This window comes from Dyella caseinilytica (genome assembly GCF_016865235.1).
GTDB classification, from domain to species: Bacteria; Pseudomonadota; Gammaproteobacteria; order Xanthomonadales; family Rhodanobacteraceae; genus Dyella_B; species Dyella_B caseinilytica.
In genome coordinates, this window is record NZ_CP064030.1 from 2,741,621 (window position 1) to 2,762,559 (window position 20,939).

Annotated in this window: 23 protein-coding genes; 10 read left to right on the forward strand and 13 right to left on the reverse strand. The window is 59.9% G+C overall.

Features of this window, described 5'->3' with window-relative positions; genetic code table 11:
- Positions 1 to 213: 213 nt before the first annotated feature.
- On the reverse strand, positions 214 to 1,710 hold the full coding sequence (locus tag ISN74_RS11810; RefSeq protein ID WP_188800887.1) for a transglycosylase SLT domain-containing protein: 1,497 nt from the start codon (positions 1,708 to 1,710) through the stop codon (positions 214 to 216).
- Positions 1,711 to 1,893: 183 nt separating this feature from the next.
- Here ISN74_RS11810 and greB point away from each other — a divergent pair, with 183 nt between their 5' ends.
- Complete coding sequence (greB, locus tag ISN74_RS11815; protein WP_188800889.1) at positions 1,894 to 2,397, forward strand: transcription elongation factor GreB; 504 nt, start codon at positions 1,894 to 1,896, stop codon at positions 2,395 to 2,397.
- Between the two features lie 136 nt (positions 2,398 to 2,533).
- Positions 2,534 to 3,502, forward strand: coding sequence for a sulfotransferase family protein (locus tag ISN74_RS11820; RefSeq protein ID WP_188800891.1), 969 nt, complete (start codon positions 2,534 to 2,536; stop codon positions 3,500 to 3,502).
- Between the two features lie 85 nt (positions 3,503 to 3,587).
- Here the strand turns inward: ISN74_RS11820 and ISN74_RS11825 are convergent, their stop codons facing one another.
- The 5 genes from ISN74_RS11825 to ISN74_RS11845 form a co-directional block, all read right to left on the reverse strand.
- Entirely contained in the window at positions 3,588 to 4,400 is an 813-nt protein-coding gene (locus ISN74_RS11825) for a DUF3025 domain-containing protein (RefSeq protein ID WP_188800893.1), read from the reverse strand.
- A gap of 11 nt (positions 4,401 to 4,411) precedes the next feature.
- On the reverse strand, positions 4,412 to 5,731 hold the full coding sequence (gene rimO, locus ISN74_RS11830) for a 30S ribosomal protein S12 methylthiotransferase RimO (RefSeq protein ID WP_188800895.1): 1,320 nt from the start codon (positions 5,729 to 5,731) through the stop codon (positions 4,412 to 4,414).
- Between the two features lie 268 nt (positions 5,732 to 5,999).
- Positions 6,000 to 6,386 carry a VOC family protein gene (locus ISN74_RS11835; protein ID WP_188800897.1) on the reverse strand — a complete coding sequence of 129 codons (387 nt, stop codon included), beginning with the start codon at positions 6,384 to 6,386 and terminating at the stop codon, positions 6,000 to 6,002.
- Positions 6,383 to 6,541, reverse strand: coding sequence for a hypothetical protein (locus ISN74_RS11840; RefSeq protein WP_188800899.1), 159 nt, complete (start codon positions 6,539 to 6,541; stop codon positions 6,383 to 6,385). Before ISN74_RS11840 ends, ISN74_RS11835 begins: the two co-directional genes overlap by 4 nt.
- A gap of 27 nt (positions 6,542 to 6,568) precedes the next feature.
- A complete protein-coding gene (locus tag ISN74_RS11845; RefSeq protein ID WP_188800901.1) occupies positions 6,569 to 6,967 on the reverse strand; it encodes a nuclear transport factor 2 family protein in 399 nt (132 codons plus the stop codon).
- Between the two features lie 114 nt (positions 6,968 to 7,081).
- Between ISN74_RS11845 and ISN74_RS11850 the strand changes: the two genes are divergently transcribed.
- Both ISN74_RS11850 and ISN74_RS11855 read left to right on the forward strand, forming a co-directional pair.
- A complete protein-coding gene (locus ISN74_RS11850; protein WP_188800902.1) occupies positions 7,082 to 7,756 on the forward strand; it encodes a dienelactone hydrolase family protein in 675 nt (224 codons plus the stop codon).
- Complete coding sequence (locus ISN74_RS11855; protein WP_188800904.1) at positions 7,753 to 8,178, forward strand: HIT domain-containing protein; 426 nt, start codon at positions 7,753 to 7,755, stop codon at positions 8,176 to 8,178. The genes ISN74_RS11850 and ISN74_RS11855 overlap by 4 nt, the downstream gene beginning before the upstream one ends.
- Before the next feature lie 180 nt (positions 8,179 to 8,358).
- Here the strand turns inward: ISN74_RS11855 and ISN74_RS11860 are convergent, their stop codons facing one another.
- From ISN74_RS11860 to apbC, 4 genes are all read right to left on the reverse strand, one after another.
- Positions 8,359 to 8,880, reverse strand: a complete 522-nt coding sequence (locus ISN74_RS11860; RefSeq protein WP_188800906.1) for a hypothetical protein — start codon at positions 8,878 to 8,880, stop codon at positions 8,359 to 8,361.
- 84 nt (positions 8,881 to 8,964) lie between these two features.
- A complete protein-coding gene (gene dcd / locus ISN74_RS11865) occupies positions 8,965 to 9,531 on the reverse strand; it encodes a dCTP deaminase (protein ID WP_188800908.1) in 567 nt (188 codons plus the stop codon).
- A gap of 174 nt (positions 9,532 to 9,705) precedes the next feature.
- Positions 9,706 to 10,263 (reverse strand): NADPH-dependent FMN reductase, encoded by a 558-nt coding sequence (locus ISN74_RS11870; protein WP_188800910.1) that lies wholly within the window; start codon positions 10,261 to 10,263, stop codon positions 9,706 to 9,708.
- A complete protein-coding gene (gene apbC / locus ISN74_RS11875) occupies positions 10,260 to 11,354 on the reverse strand; it encodes an iron-sulfur cluster carrier protein ApbC (RefSeq protein WP_188800912.1) in 1,095 nt (364 codons plus the stop codon). Before apbC ends, ISN74_RS11870 begins: the two co-directional genes overlap by 4 nt.
- 145 nt (positions 11,355 to 11,499) lie before the next feature.
- Between apbC and ISN74_RS11880 the strand changes: the two genes are divergently transcribed.
- The 3 genes from ISN74_RS11880 to ISN74_RS11890 all read left to right on the forward strand — a co-directional run bounded on the left by ISN74_RS11880 (position 11,500) and on the right by ISN74_RS11890 (position 14,684).
- Positions 11,500 to 11,961 carry a DUF2147 domain-containing protein gene (locus tag ISN74_RS11880; protein ID WP_188800913.1) on the forward strand — a complete coding sequence of 154 codons (462 nt, stop codon included), beginning with the start codon at positions 11,500 to 11,502 and terminating at the stop codon, positions 11,959 to 11,961.
- 263 nt (positions 11,962 to 12,224) lie between these two features.
- Complete coding sequence (locus tag ISN74_RS11885) at positions 12,225 to 14,027, forward strand: alkaline phosphatase family protein (RefSeq protein ID WP_188800915.1); 1,803 nt, start codon at positions 12,225 to 12,227, stop codon at positions 14,025 to 14,027.
- 81 nt (positions 14,028 to 14,108) lie between these two features.
- The gene (locus ISN74_RS11890) at positions 14,109 to 14,684 is read left to right on the forward strand and encodes a metal-dependent hydrolase (protein WP_188800917.1); all 576 of its coding nucleotides are present in this window, start codon (positions 14,109 to 14,111) and stop codon (positions 14,682 to 14,684) included.
- Here the strand turns inward: ISN74_RS11890 and ISN74_RS11895 are convergent.
- Genes ISN74_RS11895 through ISN74_RS11905 form a run of 3 tightly spaced genes read right to left on the reverse strand, consistent with a single transcriptional unit; the run spans position 14,650 to position 17,259 of the window.
- Positions 14,650 to 15,456 carry a DeoR/GlpR family DNA-binding transcription regulator gene (locus ISN74_RS11895; RefSeq protein WP_188800919.1) on the reverse strand — a complete coding sequence of 269 codons (807 nt, stop codon included), beginning with the start codon at positions 15,454 to 15,456 and terminating at the stop codon, positions 14,650 to 14,652. The two genes, ISN74_RS11890 and ISN74_RS11895, sit on opposite strands and share 35 nt — an antisense overlap.
- Positions 15,449 to 16,093, reverse strand: a complete 645-nt coding sequence (locus ISN74_RS11900; RefSeq protein ID WP_188800921.1) for an HAD family hydrolase — start codon at positions 16,091 to 16,093, stop codon at positions 15,449 to 15,451. Before ISN74_RS11900 ends, ISN74_RS11895 begins: the two co-directional genes overlap by 8 nt.
- Complete coding sequence (locus ISN74_RS11905; protein WP_188800922.1) at positions 16,090 to 17,259, reverse strand: MFS transporter; 1,170 nt, start codon at positions 17,257 to 17,259, stop codon at positions 16,090 to 16,092. Before ISN74_RS11905 ends, ISN74_RS11900 begins: the two co-directional genes overlap by 4 nt.
- Before the next feature lie 147 nt (positions 17,260 to 17,406).
- On the opposite strand from ISN74_RS11905, the gene metG reads away from it, so the two are divergent.
- The 3 genes from metG to nth all read left to right on the forward strand — a co-directional run bounded on the left by metG (position 17,407) and on the right by nth (position 20,916).
- Positions 17,407 to 19,500 carry a methionine--tRNA ligase gene (gene metG, locus ISN74_RS11910; protein WP_188800923.1) on the forward strand — a complete coding sequence of 698 codons (2,094 nt, stop codon included), beginning with the start codon at positions 17,407 to 17,409 and terminating at the stop codon, positions 19,498 to 19,500.
- 178 nt (positions 19,501 to 19,678) lie between these two features.
- Positions 19,679 to 20,284 (forward strand): RnfABCDGE type electron transport complex subunit B, encoded by a 606-nt coding sequence (locus ISN74_RS11915; RefSeq protein ID WP_229679393.1) that lies wholly within the window; start codon positions 19,679 to 19,681, stop codon positions 20,282 to 20,284.
- A complete protein-coding gene (nth, locus tag ISN74_RS11920) occupies positions 20,281 to 20,916 on the forward strand; it encodes an endonuclease III (RefSeq protein WP_188800924.1) in 636 nt (211 codons plus the stop codon). The genes ISN74_RS11915 and nth overlap by 4 nt, the downstream gene beginning before the upstream one ends.
- Positions 20,917 to 20,939: the final 23 nt, after the last annotated feature.

Consider the following 20,939-nt stretch of genomic DNA (forward strand, 5'->3'; position numbering starts at 1 on the left):
GCCCCAGACTTGCGTCTCGACACGACCGCAGGGACGAGAAACGAGTAGCGAGGGCGTCAACGCCCAGACCTCCTCCTCACAGAAGGAACGGTACTTGACGAGGCGACTTTGTAGCGGGCTCCAGGCGGCCGGCTATTAGGGGAGCACCCTCGCTGCTCGTCTCTCGTCCTCGCAACCCACGTTGGGTCTCGCTGACCCAACGCGGCGACATCGCTAACGGCAGCTCGGCAGCTTCAGCACCTGCCCAACCTTCACATGATTGAACTTGAGGTTGTTCATGCGCGCCACCTGGGTTTCGCTCGAACAACTGACGTGGTTGCGCACAATGCTGCCGAGCGTATCGCCACGCCGGACGGTGTAGCGCACCACGGGATCGACCGCAGCCGGCGGCGGATCGGGGAATACCGGCACCACAGCGTTATGCAAGTCTGCCGCGAGAATCGGCCAGGGGCCGTTGACGCAACGCACCGCATACACCTGTTCCAGCGATTTGGGCACCTGCAGCGCTGTGCCGACAGGCTGTTCCTGTTGCGGATCGAGCTTCGGATTGAGATTGCGCAGGGTGCGGAACCAGCCGTCAGGCATGTCGTTGGCCGATCCCAGGCAAACTGTCAGCTCGGAAATTGACGCCGTACGCTTCAACGTAACGGTGCTGGTCAAGCCATCGACTTTCGGGAAGCGCAGGTTGTAGCTGTCCGGATGCAGGAACAACCACGCGGCCGCCAGCACAGACGGCACGTAATCGCGCGTTTCCTGCGAGACCTGGCCGTAGATGCGCGGATCGTAGAAGCTCACCGACGTGTCATCGCCGACCAGACGCTTCATGCGCCCTTCTCCGCCGTTGTAGGCGGCCAGGGTGAGTTCGAGGTTGTCGTTGAACACCTTCAGCTGTTCGTCCATGTATTCGGCGTTGGCGCGCGCCGATTCGGAGGGATCGAAGCGGGTGTCAAAACCATCCTGATCGCTCAGGCCAAAACGCAAACCGGTGGCATACATGAATTGCAGCGGGCCCGCCGCGCCGGAACGCGACACAGCGTGGACCTTGCCGCCCGACTCCTTGGCCAGGATGCCGAACAGCAGCGCCTCGGGCAGTCCTTCCTGCTGGTACTTCGGCCACATCTCCTGGCGCAGGTATTGATAGTTCACGTACGCGTCCATCAGGTTGCCGCGCCATTGCGTCAACCACATCTCCAGTGCGGCTTTGACCGGTCCGTTCATCGCTATCAGCTCGGACAGCTGGTGGCCGCGCAGCAAGGTCACGCTGCGCTGAACCTCGGGCACGCTGCCAGCAGCGCCTGCCTGCCCGGCTGCCACGGGAACGGAGGATGTCTCGCCGGTATCTTCTTCACCTTCGCCTGGCGTTTCGTCACCAATAAAGCTGCCATCCTTCAAGCGCAGCAGGTGATCAAACACCGAGAAGAAGCGCTGCGGATCGCAACCCGGCGTGTTGCCGCAACGCGCCGACGCGTCCTTGAGCTGATCAAGTGCACCATCCAGGGTTTTCTGAGCCGCCTGCATATCGCCAGCGCGAGTCTGCTGCAGCGCCGTCTCGTAATTCTGGCTGGCCTGGTCGAGCTGGCTATAGAGTGCATTGACTGAAGCCGGCTCGGGCTTGGCCGCCTTGCTCCCCGACGCGCACGCCGCCAATTGCGCAAGCCCCGCGGCTATCAGAACCAGACGAAGGGATCGGGCAGCGGGACGATTCAGCATATCGGCAATACACCTGCAATGAAGGCGCAACCATAACGGGCAGCGCGGCCAGACTCAAACAACTTCTTTCGGCGCCGCTACAATGCGTCACCGGACGACACCTTTCGCGCCAACGTCCCGACACGTCTCTCGTCCCACACCGAAATCTCATTCATTTCGCAGCAAACGGCCTCTCGCATCACCATGACCCGCTGGCGTCCACCCGCTCCACGCTCCACCGCCATCATCACGCGCGAGGGCTTCGAAAAGCTCAAGAGTGAGCTGGACCACCTGTGGCACACACTGCGCCCGGAAGTGGTGAAAGCACTCGCCGCCGCCGCGGCTGAAGGCGACCGCTCGGAGAACGCGGAGTACACCTATCGCAAGAAGCAACTTGGCGAGATCGATCGTCGCGTGCGCTACCTCAGCAAGCGCATTCCCTCGTTGAAGGTGGCCGAAGGCGCGCCCTCCGATCGCGGGACAGTGTTTTTCGGCGCCGTGATCGAGCTGGAAAATATCGACAGCGGCGACACGCTGCGCTATCGCATCGTCGGTCCAGACGAAACGGACGCCAAACGCGGCTGGATCAGCATCGACTCCCCGCTGGCCCTCGCCGTGATGAAGAAAAAGCTGGACGACGAGTTCGAGGCCGAACTGCCCAGCGGGCGGACCCGTTTCGCCGTGATTGCCGTCGAATACCCCGAATAAGCACCGCTCCGCTTCCCGCACCCACCCATCCGTTTCTTGCGCGAACCCTTCGCCGGGTGTCAACCAACCCCGTTTCGACACGTTTCTGTCTCGAAACTTACACGTTGGCGCCTCGCACGGGGAAGCGGTTCCGTAAATGTCAGCCCATCCACAACGTCCCAGGGCATTGCTCATCCTGGGTATGCATCGCAGCGGAACGTCCGCTGTCACGCGCGTCGTCAATCTGCTTGGCGCCAATATCGGTAAAAACATCCTGCTGCCTGGACATGGCAACTCGGAAGGCTTCTGGGAGCACTTCGAAGCCGTCCATGTCGATCACGATATGCTGCTGGCATTCGGGCACACCTGGTTCGACATTCGGCGTCTGCCTGCGGATTGGCAGCAACAAGCCGCCGGCCGGGAAGCGCTTGAGCGCATCAAGGGCATTATTCAAAAAGAATTCGTCGGTCAGCCGCTGGTGGCGATCAAAGATCCACGCATGTGCCTGACCGCACCGCTGTGGATCGAGGCGTTCGAAGCCGCTGGCTTCGAGGTGCAGTGTTTGTTCGTAGTGCGCGACCCCAGGGAAGTGGCCGATTCACTGCAGGCGCGCGAAAAATGGCCGCGCGAGCCGATCTTCCTGCTGTGGGCGCACTACATGATGGAAGCCATGCTGGCGACCCGTCAGTGCAAACGTTCACTGATCACCTACGATCAATTGCTCGATGACTGGCGTGGCACCCTGCACCGCGTCACCAGCGAGCTGCAACTAGCGTGGCCACGCGGCGAGGATGCGACAGCATCCGATATTGATGCTTTCCTGCACAAAGGCCACCGCCACCACACCGCGGCAGGCGACATCGGCGCCAAAGACTCCGCCAAGGATATGCCGCCCTTTGTGGCGGAGTTCTACGCAGACTGCCTTGCTGTGGCCAATGGCCACGACGATTGGAGCAAACTGGACGAAGCCGCCCTCACCTTGCGCAAGATCTCGGATCTTTTCACGCCCCATCTGGACAATTTAGCGACCCAGCACGAGGTTGCGCAAAATCAGCTGACAGCAAAAGTACAGGCGTTCGAGAATCTGTTGAAGACCATCGTCTCAAACATTCAGCCGAAGTCCTGAGTGCGATATCGGCAAACATCATCCCCGTCATCTTTGCCCCTGCTGCACTTCGATCGCGCAGCCAACATCGCTATCGAGCGACCACTCAAGTGATTGGTAACAGCGTCGGATAGTACCGGCCTTCGCGCAGGGGCTGATAACACTCGGCGGTCAGATGGAAGGCCTCGCTATCGCTGCCTGGATGCCAGCCTGGAATACCCGACAGCGGCAAAGGGCGCAGTTCCTGTGGATCGCGCAGCAGCCGCCCTGCCGAGATAGCCTCGGCACATTGCTCGATGATTTCCTGGCGACACGCCTTCCCCGGAGCATGTACCGCCAAAGCCTTGCCCACCAGGAGCTTGCCGGGCGCCAGAGCATGTTCCAGCAAGGCGTGGCCAAATACTTCCACGGAGATCAATCCATCGTTCCACGCGCTGCGATGACGCCAGAACAGGCCATACCAATCATGCGCATTCCATAGATCTATCAGATCAGGATCACGCAAAACAGCAATCACGCCAGCTTCGTCAAAATGCGTCTGCGCACACTGTGGCCGCGAACGCTGACGTGGTCCCAAACGCACGATATCTGCCACTTGCTGCCGGTTCAGTGCACGCTTCAGCGACGGATAGCGCAACCAGATCATGGCGTTGAACAAGTCGTGCCAGTTTTCTTCGCGTGTCGCGATCAAACTGCGCTCAGCAATACGCTCTTCGTAATGCAGCCCGTCTTCGAGCAATTCTCGCGTCTGCGCCACAAAGCGCTCGTTGGCCCCTTGCGACCAGCGTGCATTGAGATCGTCGATGGAAGGCCAACCTGAACCGTACAGCCATTCACCGTATTCAAGCCACTCACACAACGGCGCATAGCCAAACACGGCAGCATCGACATTTTCACGAGCGGGCGCGACGTAGCGCATGTCACGCCGGATCAGTTGACCAGGCTGGCGTGCAGATCGTGTTCGTCGGCTGCTTCCACCACCACGTCGACGAACTGGCCCGGCTTCAGAGCCTGTCCATTGGCAATGCGCACCACGCCATCGATCTCTGGCGCATCAGCGGCCGAACGCGCCACCGCGCCATCAACACCGGCTTCATCAACCAGCACCTTGATCGTGCGGCCGATCTTGCGCTGCAGTTTGGCGGCGGAGATTTCCGCCTGCACCGCCATGAACTGCTCCAGGCGATCTTCCTTCAATTCCTCAGAAACCGGGTCGGGTAGCTCATTGGCCTTTGCACCGTCCACCGGTGAATAGGTAAAGGCGCCCACACGATCCAGTTCGGCTTCACGCAGGAAGTCGAGCAACTCTTCGAACTCCGCATCCGTCTCGCCCGGAAAACCGACGATAAAGGTGCTGCGCAAGGTGAGATCCGGCACCAGCTTGCGCCAGTTCTGAATGCGCTCCAGCGTCTTGTCGATATTGCCCGGACGCTTCATGAGCTTGAGGATGCGCGGGCTGGCGTGCTGGAACGGAATATCGAGATACGGAAGGATCTTCCCTTCCGCCATCAGTGGCATGATCTCGTCCACATGCGGGTACGGATACACGTAATGCAGACGTGTCCACACGCCAAGTTCAGACAAGCCTTCGCACAGCTCAGTCATGCGCGTGCGGTAACTCTTCTCGCGCCAGGTGCGTTCGGCGTATTTGATATCCACGCCATAAGCGCTGGTGTCTTGTGAGATCACCAGCAATTCCTTTACGCCGCCCTTCGCCAGCTTTTCGGCTTCGATCAGTACCTCGTCGACTGGACGCGAAACCAGATCACCGCGCATCGACGGAATGATGCAGAAACTGCAGCGATGATTGCAGCCCTCGGAAATCTTCAGATACGCATAATGCTTGGGCGTGAGCTTGATGCCCGTATCCGGAATGATGTCCAACAGCCGATTGCGCTTGGGCGGCAACGCCGAATGCACTGCATTCATCACGCTGCTGTAATCCTGCGGCCCGGTAATCGCGAGCACGTCCGGATAAGCCTCACGGATCAGCTCCGAACGCTTACCCAGGCAGCCGGTCACAATCACCTTGCCGTTCTCATGCAGCGCCTCGCCAATGGCATCCAGCGACTCCTGCACGGCCGCATCGATAAAGCCGCAGGTATTCACCACCACCGCATCAGCCGCGCCGTAAGTAGGCACGATCTCATACCCCTCGACCTTCAGCTGGGTAAGGATGCGCTCCGAATCGACCAGCGCCTTGGGGCAGCCGAGGCTGACAAAACCGATTTTCTGGGTGGCCTTGGACATGACCTGGGGACCGTTAAGGGATTGGCAAATCGGCAATTATAGCTGGAACCCGGAACCACGGGCGGCTGATCCCGCGCCTGCCCTAATTCAAGCTGATGGACAGGCGTCCCTGTTCAGCCTACCGACTCTACGCCTGCTCGCGACTTAGACGCAGACTCAAAATCTAGCTTTTGCAACCTTATCCGGTTGAGTCGCAAACGCAGGCTTACCGACGACTGTCGGCTCGAACGACCGGTCAGGTATCGGAATCTGGATTCAGGTACAGAACTCACAGCCCCGGCGGTGGCTGCCAGAGTTCGACCTTGTTGCCCTCTGGATCCATAACCCAACCAAACTTCCCGTACTCCGAATCGTCTGTCTTCTCCAGGACGTTACATCCTTCGTCCCGAAGCGCTTGAAGTAAAGAGGCCAGGTCTTGAACGCGATAGTTGACCATGAAGGTGGATTTGCTTGGCGCGAAGTGCCCGCCATCAGCGGCGCCGATAGACCACGCGGTGGTTCCCTTTGTCGGATTGCCCGATGCGTCGGACCACGTGAACGCCGCACCTCCCCATGCCTGGACGTCAATGCCCAGATGCTGCTTGTACCAAGCGCGCAGTGCGACGGGGTCGTTCGCGTTGAAGAAGATTCCTCCGATACCGGTAACTCTCTTCATTTGAGCCTCCGAGGTGCGATGAAGTCCATGAGCGATAGTAACGCTGCGATCACTTGGCTGGCATTTTGCGCCGTCTTCAATGACGCCACTTTTACACCCAGGATGTGGCGCTCGAACAGGCGAAGTAAATCAATTTGCACGACGTTGCCGTTCATCGGAATAACGCCTGAGCTAGCCTCTCCCTACGTAGCTGCTTCCCGCCTGTTTGACAGCCTTGGCACGCCCATCTTGAACCAGGCTTTGGCAATCTTGCCGTCGACGATCTCGTAGATGGCAAGTACGTCGATGCTTCCAGGACCTTCCGGAAAGGTCCGCGTCACTTCTTCGTGATCGACAACGATGTTGCCAACCACACTGCGATGAAGAAGCTTGCCGAACAGATTAGGCTCCTGGAAGCGCATCACATGTCGCTCGCGGATCTGCGCGGCACCACGCGCCAGCAAGCGCGAAGGAAACTCGTAGTATTCGCAATCCTCTGCCCAGCACGCCATGAATGCATCGATATCGCGCGCGTTATAGGCCTCAAGCTGTTGTTGCGCAGGAAACGCAGTCGAATCAGGGGCAAGGACTTCAGCGGCCATGGTTTTCCATCAGGTTCATAGATCGATACCGAACAAGACCGGTTTGCAGGGAAAAACGTCAGCTCGACGTGCAGCGTTTAAACTCTGGGAACACCCTGAACCGGATATTCAGTCATGGGCAAGCATATCAATCTTCCAACCAGCGGCACGCAATGCATCAGCGCCTATCTGGCCGAACCCGCCAGCAAACCCAAGGGTGGCATTGTCGTGATCCAGGAAATATTCGGCGTCAATGCGCATGTGCGCAGTGTGGCGGATCGCTTCGCTGCAGCCGGCTATACCGCAGTCGCCCCAGCGTTCTTCGATCGTCTGGAAACTGGCGTGGAACTGGATTACACCGATGCGGGCATGCAACGCGGCCGCCAGTTGGTGATGGAACTCGGCCTGGATCGTGCCGTGGAGGATGTTGCCAGTGCAGCGGAAGCCATTGCCTCTGCCGGAAAAATCGGCACCGTGGGCTATTGCTGGGGCGGCACGATTGCCCTGCTTTCCGCCATTCGCCTTGGATTGCCATCAGTGAGTTACTACGGCGCACGCAATGTGCCGTTCCTTGGTGAAGCACCCAAGGCACCGGTCATGTTCCATTTTGGCGATACCGATGCGTCCATTCCGCCGGAAACCGTGGCGAAACATCGCCAGATGCTGCCGCAGATGGAGGTGTACAACTACGCGGGCGCGGGGCATGCGTTCAATCGTGATATCGATCCGCATCACTATCACGAAGCCAGCGCGAAACTGGCCTGGCAGCGCACGTTGGCGTTTTTCGAGAAATATCTGGACAAGGCATGAGAACGATCGACTTCAATCTGGATGCGCGCCTACAGGCCGACACACACCACGTGGCCTCGCTGCCGTTATGCGAAGTGTTGCTGATGAACGACGCACGCTATGGATGGCTGATCCTGGTACCGCGTCGCAATGGCTTGATCGAAATCATTGACCTGCCCGACAGCGCGCAGCGGGAATTGTGGCAGGAGATCAACCAGGTAGCCGTCGCGCTGCGTGATGTTGCGCCTTGCGACAAGCTCAATATCGGCGCATTGGGCAATATCGTTCGCCAATTGCATGTGCATGTAATCGCACGCAGGGAAGGTGATGCCGCATGGCCTGGACCGGTATGGGGTCACAGTCCGGCACAGCCTTATACGGATGACGAACTGAAATCGCGTATTGCACTGCTGCAACATCACCTGGCTAAGAATATTTCCTGATTTGAGCCCCATCTTGTCCGGACGTCATTCCGGAAAAATAGAGCTTCATTAGGTGAGCTGCATATCGAACAGCAAAGAAGAATGAAGCGCGCTGTTTGGTGAGGAGCAAAGCTCAGGGCCAAGTCCTAAAACAAAACGCCCGCACAAAGCGGGCGTTTGTTTGGCTGCAAAACGCTTGGATTAATGGCCGCCCTGCTGCGAGGAATCTCCACCGCCACCACCGCCGTAAGCGTTGCCGCTGGCATCCTTGGCACTGTCGCTGCTGGGCGCCGCAGCGGGGGCATGATAATCCTCCAACACACGAGCCTTGGTTTCGACCGGGTTGATACGCGCGAGCTTGCCACCGTCGTCGTAATACGCGACGAAACCGTAATCGAGCTGCAGGCGCGCCATGTACTCCAGGTGCTGCTTGCGGATCTTGGAATCGTCACTGGGCAGCAGCAGCACCGTCTTGGGCAGCTTGCCGGTTTCTTTCAGATAGGCGAAATGGCTGCCAGCGTCCAGCGCGGACAGCACGGCGCCGTCGATCAGGAACTGACCGCTCTTGTACGCCTTCATCGTCATATCGAACTGACTCTGCGTCTGCGCAGTGGGGACCGTGTCGTCCTTGGATGCGCCGCGATGGCAACCGCCAAGCACCAGCAGGCTGCCGATCAGGAGCACGGCGGCGCCGCGGCTCGGCAACGTGGAAAAACGGATCATGTGGATCTCCTGCAACTGTTTCGGTGAGGCCAGCGAAGTGTAGCGCCGCCCCGCAAGGGTGGATGAGGTAACGGAATCGGGCGTTCAGGTCCGCGGCAAGGTCACGCCTTGCTGGCCCTGGTACTTGCCGCCGCGGTCCTTGTAGCTGGTCTCGCATTCCTCGTCGGATTCGAAAAACAGCATCTGCGCCACGCCTTCGTTGGCATAAATCTTGGCGGGCAGCGGCGTGGTGTTGGAGAACTCCAGCGTCACGTGGCCTTCCCACTCCGGCTCCAGCGGCGTGACGTTCACGATGATGCCGCAGCGGGCATAAGTGCTCTTGCCCAGGCACACGGTAAGTACCTGACGAGGTATGCGGAAGTATTCCACCGTGCGGGCCAACGCGAAGGAATTGGGCGGGATGATGCAGATATCCGCTTCCACGTCCACAAAGCTGGACGGGTCGAAGGCCTTCGGATCGACGATGGTGGAATTGATATTGGTGAAGATCTTGAATTCGCGCGCGCAACGAACGTCGTAGCCGTAGCTGGAGGTGCCATAGGAAATGAGTCTGTTGCCATCGCGCAGCTTGATCTGGCCAGGCTCATACGGCTCGATCATGCCTTGCTGCTCCGCCATACGGCGGATCCACTTATCGGATTTGATGCTCACGCGGACTCCGGTGCTCCAGGCTGTGCGCCAGGCTCCCCCGGACGCAAAGGGTTAAAAATACATGGTTGGCGGGCATCTTTGCCATATCCAGGTTTGACTGACGGCAGCGATTCCGGCATGTGACTGCCGGCAGCCGAGGCGCCTGTCATCAGAGACAAGTTCCTGAATGGAAGTTCAGGATGCCAGCCCGCCGCAGTGATCCAGGCCCGCATCAAGACAAGCCAATGCCGTATTCAACGCCACACAACGCTCTGGACTCGCAAGGATCTGCGCCACACTGCACCCCGAACCCGGCAACGCCACGCCAAACGGCTCCGGTGACAGCAGCCGCGCCGACATGGTGCGCAGGATTTCGCACAACGCATCCTGCGCATGATGCGAACCACGCGCCGAGGTGTTGAGCAGCAATACGGGCTTGCCAGGAAATTCGAGACTCCCGACCAGCCAATCCAGCAGATTCTTGAACGCACCAGGCACGCCGTGGGCGTACTCGGGGCAAGCAATCAACAGCGCATCGCTGCGCCCGACAGCATCACGCAGCACCTGGACCGCATCCGGCACGTTTTCGCTTTCGTCGTCGGGATTGAACAGCGGCAAGGTGCCGAGGCCATCGTACAAGGTGAGTACCAATCCCATCGGCGCCAGCTGCTGCGCCGCCATCAGTGTGGAGGTATTGGATGACACCCTGCGCAAACTGCCGCTTAGACACAGCACCCGCCGCGCCACACTCATGCCCCGGGCGTACCCTGCACCACGATCTTGCCCAGGCCCAGCGACTTGTTACGCGGCTGGCGTGAAAGCCGGCCTGCGGTGTTGCGAGCAATATCGCGATAGCGCGCGGCGAGATCCGAATCCGGTATCGCCGCCACCGTAGGCAGGCCGCCGTCCGCCTGCTCACGAATACGGATATCCAGTGGCAAGGAGCCCAGGTACGGCACGTGATACTGCTCAGCCATACGCTCGCCGCCGCCAGCACCAAAGATATGTTCCTCGTGCCCGCAGTTCGTGCAGACGTGCGTGGCCATGTTCTCGACGATGCCGAGCACTGGCACTTCCACTTTCTCGAACATCTTGAGCGCCTTGCGCGCATCCAGCAGCGCGATGTCCTGCGGCGTGGTGACGATCACCGCGCCCGCCACCGGCACTTTCTGCGACAGCGTGAGCTGGATGTCACCGGTACCCGGCGGCAGGTCGATGATCAGGTAATCGAGCATGTCCCAACGCGTGTCGTTGAGCAGCTGCATCATGGCTTGGGTGACCATCGGGCCACGCCAGATCATGGGTGTTTCCTCGTCCACCAGGAAACCGATCGACATCGCCTGCAGGCCGTGCGCGGTCATCGGGGTGATGCTTTTACCGTCGGGTGATTCCGGCTTGCCCTGGATACCCAGCATGCGCGGCTGGCTGGGACCGTAGATATCCGCGTCCAGGATGCCGACTTTCGCGCCTTCCGCGGCCAGCGCCAGCGCCAGATTGGCCGATACGGTGGACTTGCCCACCCCACCCTTGCCGGAAGCTACCGCGATGATGTTCTTCACGTTGCCTAACGGCGCCAGCGTGCCTTGCACCTTATGCGCATGGACACGGCTGCTGATGGAAATGGCCGCGGAATCGATCGCCGGATCAGCCTCCAGCGCCTGCTTTGCCTTCGCAGCCAACGGTTCGCTCGCCCCCGCTGCTGGATAACCGAGCTGGATATCTACCGACACCCTGGCGCCGTCCACGCCTACAGCACGAACGGCATCGGCTAGCGGAGCGCCGGTATGGGAATCGATAAGGTCGCCGAGAATTCGGCGTACCAGGGCTTCATTGGCCTGCGTCATGGGGATGGAATGGCTGTCGGGATTGGTAATTATGCCAGCTTGGTCATCCCGCCCGCCGCCCGGGCGATGGTTTGCGCAATGCAGCTTGACCCTCCCCTGGGGGCTGGGCAGGCTCCCCATACGCCAACGTAGGGAGTGTTTCACGATGACTTATCTGTCCAAAGCGAGCCTGCCTCGATTTGCCATCGCCGCGTGCCTGCTATTCGGCTCCGCGGTGGCCTGGGCCGCCAACGACACCCCGGTGGGTACCTGGCAGCAGGTCGACGACGAAACGGGCAAGGTGAAATCGATCATCCAGATCACCAGCAACAATGACGAACTGCAAGCCAAGGTGCTGCAGGTGCTGATCTCCGAAGACGGCCCGCACCCGGTTTGCAAGAAATGCGATGGCGACAAGAAAGATCAACCCATCGAAGGGATGACCATCATGTGGGGCGTTCACGCGGACGGCGATGTGTGGGACGGCGGCAAGATCCTCGATCCGAAGAGCGGCACGGTCTACAAGGTCAAGCTGAGCATGGCCGATCACGGACAGAAGCTCGATGTGCGCGGCTATGTGGGTTTCTCGCTGATCGGTCGCAGTCAGACGTGGATTCGCCAGCAGTAATTGTTTTTGTGTGAGCGACTGAGTTTGCCAAGAACTTCAAAACCACCTCACTGTCATTCCGGCCAAGGCCGGAATGACAGTGAGGTAGCTGCAGCACCTCTTAAGAAAATCCGAACATCCGAGCTTCACAACTTCATCACGCACGTCATCACGCTCTTCACAGAAAAAGCCCGCGCTGTCATCTGATCGTCGCGATGTAGCAATCACTCCCCTGCAATGTCTCGCGCATTCAATCACCCACCTGGGGCGGAGGGAGTGTGCATATGCGCGCAAAGCGTGGATCGATCCTGCTTGGAACTTTGGCGGCTGCTTGTCTTGGCGGCTTGTTTTCGACTTCGGCACTGGCCAGCAACAGCAGCAACTTGCTGGTCGATGGCGACGGCGAATCCGGAACGTGCACCACCGATTGGTCAGCCGTGAATACCGTGCCGGGCTGGACGGTGACACAAGGCAGCCCATCCATCGTTTGCTATTCGATCGGCAGCTTCAACCTGCCGAGCGGCGGTTCGGGCGGTAACGCATTTATCGCGGACGGTCCTTACGGCGACTCCGCCCTGCAGCAGAATGTCAATGTTGCGAGCGCGGCATCGGCCATCGATGGCGGCAATGTCACCTATAACCTGTCCGGCTGGCTGGGCGGCTACACCGTCTACAACGGCCAAGCGGTAGTCACAGCTACCTTCCTCAATGCCAACGGCCAACCGCTTGGCACGCCTGCGCAACTGTCTGGCGTGAATGCATCGGCACGCAGTAGCGAGAGTGGCTTCGTTGCGCAGTCCGCCAGCGGCAATGTGCCGGTCGGCACGCGCTCGATCTCGGTGCTGCTGCAGTTCACCGACACGGGCGCTTCCTACAATATCGGTTACGCCGACAATCTTTCGCTGACGCTGTCCACGCCAGTCACCGCGTCGACGCTGCAGGCTCCCGCTTCCAGCGTGCCAGCCTTCGATCACGTGTTCGTAGTGATGATGGAAAACACCGATTACAGTCAGGTGATCGGCGACACCACCGATGCGCCCTTCATCAACAGCCTGGCCAATCAGGGCACGCTGCTGGATAACTACAGTGGCGTCTATCACCCCAGCGATGAAAACTACCTCGCCATCGCAGGCGGCAACACCTTCGTGCAGGGTGCCATCTATTATCCGAACATCAAGGTCACCGCGCAGAACATCGGCGACGAACTGGAAGCCGCCGGCAAGACCTGGAAGGCCTACGAACAAGGCATGGGCACGCCCTGCAATACCAGCAACAACAACGACAGTTACTACGAACCGGACGACGCGCCATTCATCAATTTCACCGACGTCGCACAAAACGCCACTCGTTGTGCCGCGCATCTGTTTGACACCACACAGCTGACCACCGATCTGCAATCGGCCTCCACCACGCCTAACTTCGCGTGGATCGCCGCGGATGACTATTACGACGGCGAAGCATCCGGCAATGGTTCGTCCAAGAGCCTGCAGGTGCAGAACGGCTGGCTGCAGCAGACGCTGCAACCCATCATGAATTCGCCGGCGTGGACGCAGCAGAAGTCGCTGATCGTGCTGACCTGGGATGAGTCGTCCACCGAAACCGGCAACCATCTCGCCACCATCCTGATCGGCTCGCCAGGCACGGTGCAGTCGGGCTACATCAGCAACGCCAGCTATAACCACTACAGCACCGGCCGCACGGTCGAAAATGCGCTGGGTATCGCACCGCTTACCCACAACGACCAGTACGCGCAGCCGGTCAACGACGCCTTCGTGGCTACAACCGCCATCACCACGCCGACGCTCACCAGCACCATGCCGAGCGTCACCCAGGGCACGTACGTCTATTTCAACTACGCCACACCAGCCAGCAAGCTCAATAGCACCAATTGGATCGGTATCTATGCTGCAGGAAGCAGTCCAGGCAATGGCTCTTCCGCTACCTGGCAGGTAGCTCCGAATGGCAGCGGCACGGTGACATTCGACACCTCCAGTCTCGCTCCTGGCACTTACAGCGTGTGGTACTGCTACGACAACGGCTATACCGAACTGGCCGGACCGGTGACGCTCAACATCACCAGCCCGTAATTGGCCAGCCTCGCGCCATCAACAAGCCATGTGCGATGACGTTGATGGGCGCATGCTTGTGACTCCAAGGACGGAGTCACCATGCCCACGCTTTTCACCCACGCTGTCGCTCCTTTGCTGCCCGGCATTGCTGCCGGCAAAAATCGCATAAGCCGATCGCTGTTACTGGCAGGTACCGTTGCCGCAGTCTTGCCTGATATAGATGTTTTGAGCTTCCGCCTTGGCATACCCTATGCCGCCGCGCTCGGGCATCGCGGGGCGATACATTCCCTTTTGTTTGGCATCGGCATGGCCGTGTTGGCCGCCCTGTTGCACAAACATCTTCGTACCAACGCTGCGCGCGCCTTCGCCTTTGTCGGCATGGCCGCGTTATCGCATCCATTGCTGGACATGCTTACAGACGGCGGTCTGGGTGTCGCCATTGCCTGGCCACTGAGCGAGCAGCGCTATTTCTTTCCCTGGCATCCCATCCACGTGTCCCCCATCGGCATGCGCTTCTTCAGCGCACAGGCCTGGACGGTGATCGGGTCGGAACTGCTTTGGATCTGGCTGCCAGTAAGCGCATTCGCACTGATCGTCTGGAAATGGCGTATCGCCATCGATCGTCAGCACTCACAAGGTGTCAACCCGATACCGCTTCCGCCCGATGCACCATGACACCATGCGTAGAGAAAGCCGCGCGCGTGGCGCGGTCTGCCGAGTGCTCGACCACCAGATGCTGGACGCGCGTCAATTCAACCACCTGATAAGCAGCCACCGCCCCCAGCTTGTCGTCGGTGGCCACGACCACGGTTTCGTCACTGGCTTCGATCATCGCGCGCTTGAATAACGCCTCCTCGCTGTCAAAACCCCATAGGCCGTGTGCGGCATCGATGGCGCAGGCACCGGGAAAACAAAGGTCCGCGCGCAGCCTTCTAACCTGCTCCACCGCCTGCGCGCCGATGACACCGCCGATGGAAGGATTGATGCGTCCACCGACCAGCAGCACTTCGAAATCCTCACGGTCCAACAGCAATTGCGCGATATGCGGCGCGTTGGTGATCACGCTGAGGCCCGCACCGACTGGCAGCGCTGCTGCAATGGCGACATTGGTGGTGCCTGCATCGATCAGCAGTGTCTGTCCCGGCTTCACCAGGCTCACGGCCTCGCGTGCAAGCGCCTGCTTGCGCAGCGGATGCTCGGTGCGCCGCTGTTTGAGTGGCGTGAGCGTGATCGCCGGCAACAGCGCGCCGCCATAAACGCGTTTGCACAAGCCCTGCGCTGCAAGTTCACGCAGATCGCGCCGGATGGAATCCTCCGATACTTCGAACGCCTCAGCCAGCTCGACCGCCACGACGCGTCCTTCGCTGCGCAGCCGCGCGAGAATCCGCTGTTGACGCTCCTGCGGGAGCGCATTGCGATCATCGTTTGAAGGTGAGGGCTTAGCCATGACTCATCACTCGCGTTCCACTTTCGAGCAAGCCGAGTTCCACCAGGCGCTCGCGCAAACCAACGGGATCGCGGAACCACCAGCCATGCATACCCAGCATTTCGGCCGCCGCCACGTTACGCGCGGAATCGTCGATATAAAGCGCCGTGGCAGGATCGACCGAATAGCGTTTCAGTAGCAGCTGGTAGATTCGCGGATCGGGTTTCACCAGGCGTTCCTCGCCGGACACCACGATACCTTCGAACCATTGCAGGAATGGATAAAGCTGCCGCGCAACGGGAAATGTCTCCTGCGACCAGTTGGTGAGCGCCAACAGACGCACACCGCGCGCCTTCAGCTCCGACAACAACGCAACGCTGCCTTCGATCGGGCCGAGCAGGGTTTCCTTCCAACGCAGATGATAGGCATCGATCAACCCGGCATGCTCAGGAAAACGTGCGCGCAGGAGCGCCGTGGCTTCGGCCCACGGACGCCCTGCATCCTGCTGCTCGTTCCATTCGCTGTTGCAGACTTCGCGCAGGAACCATTCCATCTGCGCTTCGTCTTCAATCAATTGACGGTACAGGCGCCGCGGATCCCAACCGATCAGCACGTTCCCAAGATCAAAAATCACTGTATCGATACGTTTGCCCGTCACCGCACCATCCTCGCCGACAAACCCACCAGCACCAGCAGTCCGGCCACCGCGACGAACGCGACGGACAAGCTGCTGGCATGCGCTACGAAACCGATCAAAGCCGGACCACTCAGCAAGCCTACATAACCCAAGGTGGTCGCGGTGGCGATCGACACCGCCGGTGGCGTGCCGGACAGACGCCCAGCCGCACTGAACATGACCGGCACAATATTGGAAGCGCCCAAGCCAATCAGCACGAAGCCGAGCAATGCCGCCGCCGTCAGCGGCACGCTGGCCACCAGAAGAAAACCCGCGACCGCAAGACCAGCGCCCACACGCACGGCCCACGCCGGCCCGTGACGTGCGATCAACCGGTCGCCGGAAAAACGTCCCGCCGCCATCGCCACCGAAAAACAGGCGTAACCGAAACCGGCCGATGTCGATGCAACACCACGCACATCACGCAGGAATACGGCGCTCCAATCCAGCATCGCCCCCTCCGCCATGAAGCTGACGAAGCACATCAGGCCCAGCAACCAGGCGCGCGTGTGCGGCATACCGAGCCGGCTTCTCTCCCCGATATCCACGTCGGTCGCAGAGACATTGTCGTGTAAACCGTTGCGCAGCCAAAGTACGGTCAACGCCAGCATGATCGCGACCATAATGGCAGCGCCAGGCAACGCCAGCCCAAGCGCCAGCAAGGCGCTCAGCAAGGCCGCTCCCGACAGACCGCCCACGCTGAAAAGCCCATGAAAACCGGACATCAGGCGATCGCCGCTTCTGCGCTCCACTTCGACGGCATAGGCGTTCATGGCCACGTCCACCGCGCCCAGCATCACCCCGAAATAGAGCAAAGTGCCGACCAGCATCGCGACGCTGGACACCTGCGCGAGCACCGGCAACGCCAGACACATCAGCAGTCCAGCCGACATGATCACCGTGCGGTTGCCGAGCCGGTGCGCCAGCCACCCCACGAACGGCATCGACAGCATCGAACCGCCCCCGAACGCCAGGAGTGCCGCGCCTAACTGCGCATCGTCCAGTCCAAGACGCACCTTGACGTACGGCACCATCGGCGCCCAGGTCGACATGGCTATGCCGGAAACCAGAAAGATCAGCCGCGTCGCCCGCCGCGCGGCGAGGAGCGAAGCTGCGCCGCCGCTGGCAGCGACGGGATCAGAAGTCATTTTCACACGTTGCCCGTCTCAGCCACAATGTGTATAAATATATACAAACGTGCATAAACGTGCAAACGGTTCATCGCTCCCAGTCAACGCGAAGTACAGTCGACGCTGCGTGCCATAATGCACGGCCCACCCGAGCCGATGCCGCCCATGAGCCGACGCCTTCTCGTTACCCACGCCCTGCCCTATGCCAATGGCCATCTACACTTGGGCCATCTGCTGGGCTACATCCAGACCGACATCTGGGTCCGCGCGCAGCGAATGATGGGCAGCGAGGTTTATTTCGTGGCGGCGGACGATGCCCACGGCACGCCGATCATGCTGGCCGCTGAAAAAGCGGGCCTGTCTCCGGAAGCCTTCATCGACGGTATCCGTGCCAGCCATGAAGCGGACTTTGCCGACTTCCATTTCAGCTACGACAACTACTACACCACGCACTCGGAAGAGAACCGCGAACTGGCATCGCTGATCTACACGCGTCTGCGTGACAGCGGCTACATCGCCAAGCGCAGCATCCAGCAGCTGTTCGACCCGGACAAGCAAATGTTCCTGCCGGACCGCTACATCAAGGGCACCTGCCCGAAATGTGGCACGCCGGATCAGTACGGCGACAACTGCGAAAACTGCGGTGCCACCTATGCGCCGACCGATCTGATCAACCCGTATTCGGTGATGTCCGGCGTCACGCCCGTGCTGCGCGATTCGGAGCATTACTTCTTCGAACTGGGCAAGTTCGAAACACTGTTGCGCGACTGGTTCGGCGGCAAGCTGACTAACGGCGCGCCGGTGGCCAACGCCGGCGTGGTGGCCAAACTGAAAGAATGGCTGGATGGCGGCCTGAAGGATTGGGATATCTCGCGCGATGCGCCCTACTTCGGTTTTCCGATTCCCGACGCACCCGGCAAGTTCTTCTACGTGTGGCTGGATGCACCGGTCGGCTACCTCGCCAGCTTTCTCAACCTGTGCAACCGCACCAGCTTGAAGTTCGACGATTTCCTCGCATCGGACAGCGATGCCGAAATGCATCACTTCATCGGCAAGGACATCATCAACTTCCACGGCCTGTTCTGGCCGGCCATGCTGCACGGCGCGAAGCTCCGCACGCCGACGGCGCTACACGTCAACGGCTATCTCACGGTGAATGGCGCGAAGATGTCCAAGTCGCGCGGCACCTTCATCCAGGCACGGACCTATCTGGATGCCGGACTGCATCCGGAATTCCTGCGCTATTACTTCGCCACGATGCTGAGTGACACGCCGGTCGATGTAGATCTGGATCTGAAAGCGTTTGAAGAACGCGTCAACTCGCACCTGATCGGCAAATGGGTGAATATCGCCAGCCGTACCGCAGGTTTCGTGCACAAGTTCTTCGACGGGCGCCTGGCGCCGCAATTCTCCGAAGAGCAGAACGAGCTGTGGCGCGTGCTGATCTCCCACTACGAAGGCGTGCCTGCGCTGTATGAAAGCGGCGAGTTCGCCGAAGCGATGCGCCGTTTCGTGCTGATCGCCGATCTGGTCAACGGCCACATCGCGGCCAAGGCGCCATGGGTAATGGCCAAGAACGAAGATCAGCGCGAAGAGCTGCATCAAGTCTGTTCGTTCTCGCTGGCGGCCTTCCGTTTGCTGGCGGGCCTGCTGAAGCCAGTGCTGCCGGCGACGGTGGAAGCGGCCGAACACTTCCTGGCCGCGCCGATTGCCGACTTCGATTCGGCCTGCGCCACCTTGCACAACCACACCATTCAAGCTTTCGAGCCCCTGCTCTCGCGCATCGATCCCAAGCGCATCGAAGCGATGGTTGAGGCCTCGAAGGAATCACTGGGCGCCACACCGGAGCCCGAAAGCACCAACAAGAAACCCGCCAAAAAAGACAGCAAGCCGATGACCGATAACACTGCCACACCGCAAGACGCCGCCGTCATTACTATCGACGATTTCGCCAAACTCGACCTGCGTGTGGGCAAGGTGCTGGCCTGCGAATTCATCGACGGCTCGGACAAATTGCTGCGGTTCGAACTGGATGCCGGTCCGCTGGGTAAGCGTCAAATCTTCTCCGGTATCCGCGCGGCTTATGGCGAACCGGAAAAGCTGATCGGCCGCAACGTGGTGTTCATCGCCAACCTGGCACCGCGCAAGATGCGCTTCGGCCTGTCCGAAGGCATGATCCTTTCTGCCGGCGACGGTGGCAGCGATCTGTTCCTGCTGGACGCCGATCAAGGAGCAAAGCCCGGCGCTACAGTGCGCTGACATCCTTACTCCCTCTCCCCTTCGGGGAGAGGGTTGGGGTGAGGGGCCACCCTCGCCGCAGATTTTAAAGATTAACGATTGCGACTGATATGTTTGAGGCGACTTTAAAGCTCATGGCAAGAGTGGCCCGTCACCCCGGCCCTCTCCCCGAAAGGGAGAGGGAAAAAAGCAAATCGCCGTGACCCCTTCGCTCACCGATCGCATTGATGCCTTGCTGCCGCAGACGCAGTGCGAGCAATGCGGCTACCACGGCTGTCGTCCTTACGCAGAGGCGGTTGCCAGCGGCGTGGCAGAGATCAACCAATGTCCACCTGGAGGCAGCGAAGGTATCGCCAAACTCGCTGCCCTGCTTGGCCGCGCACCGCTGCCGCTGAACCCGGAAAACGGTGTCGAAAAGCCGCGCACGCTGGCACGCATCATCGAAGCCGATTGCATCGGCTGCACCAAATGCATCCAGGTATGCCCGGTCGATGCCATCGTCGGCGCCAACAAACTGATGCACACGGTGATCGCAGACGATTGCACCGGCTGCGAACGCTGTATACCAGCCTGCCCGGTTGACTGCATCGTGCTGGAACCAATGCCGCTGATGCAGGCAAACGATCAAGATCACGCGGATATCGCGCGTCAGCACTTCCAGCGTCGCGAAGCGCGCCTTGCGGTACAGCAAGCTCAACGCGAAGCGGAGCTGGCATCGCGCAAGGCACACGTAGATAGCGCCAGCCAAAGTGTGTTGGATGCGCTGACACGCGCCAAAGCCAAAAAGCAGGAGCCCAAAGCGTGAAGAAAGCCGATGTGGTCGAACTGTTCACGCGGCTGCGCGAACTCAATCCGCACCCCACCACCGAACTGGTCTACACCACACCGTTCGAACTGCTCGTGGCGGTGGTGCTTTCGGCGCAAGCCACGGATGTTGGCGTAAACAAGGCCACGCGCAAACTTTATCCTGTTGCCAACACGCCACAGGCCATCCTCGATCTTGGCGAGGAGAAGCTCAAGCGCTATATCAGCACCATTGGCTTGTTCAACGCCAAGGCCAAGAACGTCATCGCGCTATGCAAGATCCTAGTCGAGCAGTACAGCAGCGAAGTGCCGGATAACCGCGAAGCGCTGGAAGCCTTGCCCGGCGTCGGACGCAAAACCGCGAATGTAGTGCTTAATACGGCGTTCGGGCATCCCACCATGGCGGTGGACACGCATATCTTCCGCGTTTCCAATCGTACCGGCCTTGCGCCGGGTAAAGACGTGCGTGCTGTCGAAGACAAGCTCGAAAAAGTGGTGCCTCCGGAGTTCAAGCAGGACGCACATCATTGGCTCATCCTGCATGGACGCTATGTGTGCAAGGCTCGCAAGCCGGATTGTCCGCAGTGCGTGATTCGGGATCTTTGCCGATACAAGGACAAAACTCCGGCGTAGTGAGTCATCGCAGCACCGTCGCC

What these genes read in the sequence shown, in the direction of transcription:
- ISN74_RS11810 (WP_188800887.1), bottom strand. Translation starts at nt 1,710, where the DNA reads ATGCTGAATCGTCCCGCTGCCCGATCCCTTCGTCTGGTTCTGATAGCC.
- greB (WP_188800889.1), top strand. Translation starts at nt 1,894, where the DNA reads ATGACCCGCTGGCGTCCACCCGCTCCACGCTCCACCGCCATCATCACG.
- ISN74_RS11820 (WP_188800891.1), top strand. Translation starts at nt 2,534, where the DNA reads ATGTCAGCCCATCCACAACGTCCCAGGGCATTGCTCATCCTGGGTATG.
- ISN74_RS11825 (WP_188800893.1), bottom strand. Translation starts at nt 4,400, where the DNA reads ATGCGCTACGTCGCGCCCGCTCGTGAAAATGTCGATGCTGCCGTGTTT.
- rimO (WP_188800895.1), bottom strand. Translation starts at nt 5,731, where the DNA reads ATGTCCAAGGCCACCCAGAAAATCGGTTTTGTCAGCCTCGGCTGCCCC.
- ISN74_RS11835 (WP_188800897.1), bottom strand. Translation starts at nt 6,386, where the DNA reads ATGAAGAGAGTTACCGGTATCGGAGGAATCTTCTTCAACGCGAACGAC.
- ISN74_RS11840 (WP_188800899.1), bottom strand. Translation starts at nt 6,541, where the DNA reads ATGAACGGCAACGTCGTGCAAATTGATTTACTTCGCCTGTTCGAGCGC.
- ISN74_RS11845 (WP_188800901.1), bottom strand. Translation starts at nt 6,967, where the DNA reads ATGGCCGCTGAAGTCCTTGCCCCTGATTCGACTGCGTTTCCTGCGCAA.
- ISN74_RS11850 (WP_188800902.1), top strand. Translation starts at nt 7,082, where the DNA reads ATGGGCAAGCATATCAATCTTCCAACCAGCGGCACGCAATGCATCAGC.
- ISN74_RS11855 (WP_188800904.1), top strand. Translation starts at nt 7,753, where the DNA reads ATGAGAACGATCGACTTCAATCTGGATGCGCGCCTACAGGCCGACACA.
- ISN74_RS11860 (WP_188800906.1), bottom strand. Translation starts at nt 8,880, where the DNA reads ATGATCCGTTTTTCCACGTTGCCGAGCCGCGGCGCCGCCGTGCTCCTG.
- ISN74_RS11870 (WP_188800910.1), bottom strand. Translation starts at nt 10,263, where the DNA reads ATGAGTGTGGCGCGGCGGGTGCTGTGTCTAAGCGGCAGTTTGCGCAGG.
- apbC (WP_188800912.1), bottom strand. Translation starts at nt 11,354, where the DNA reads ATGACGCAGGCCAATGAAGCCCTGGTACGCCGAATTCTCGGCGACCTT.
- ISN74_RS11880 (WP_188800913.1), top strand. Translation starts at nt 11,500, where the DNA reads ATGACTTATCTGTCCAAAGCGAGCCTGCCTCGATTTGCCATCGCCGCG.
- ISN74_RS11885 (WP_188800915.1), top strand. Translation starts at nt 12,225, where the DNA reads ATGCGCGCAAAGCGTGGATCGATCCTGCTTGGAACTTTGGCGGCTGCT.
- ISN74_RS11890 (WP_188800917.1), top strand. Translation starts at nt 14,109, where the DNA reads ATGCCCACGCTTTTCACCCACGCTGTCGCTCCTTTGCTGCCCGGCATT.
- ISN74_RS11895 (WP_188800919.1), bottom strand. Translation starts at nt 15,456, where the DNA reads ATGGCTAAGCCCTCACCTTCAAACGATGATCGCAATGCGCTCCCGCAG.
- ISN74_RS11905 (WP_188800922.1), bottom strand. Translation starts at nt 17,259, where the DNA reads ATGACTTCTGATCCCGTCGCTGCCAGCGGCGGCGCAGCTTCGCTCCTC.
- metG (WP_188800923.1), top strand. Translation starts at nt 17,407, where the DNA reads ATGAGCCGACGCCTTCTCGTTACCCACGCCCTGCCCTATGCCAATGGC.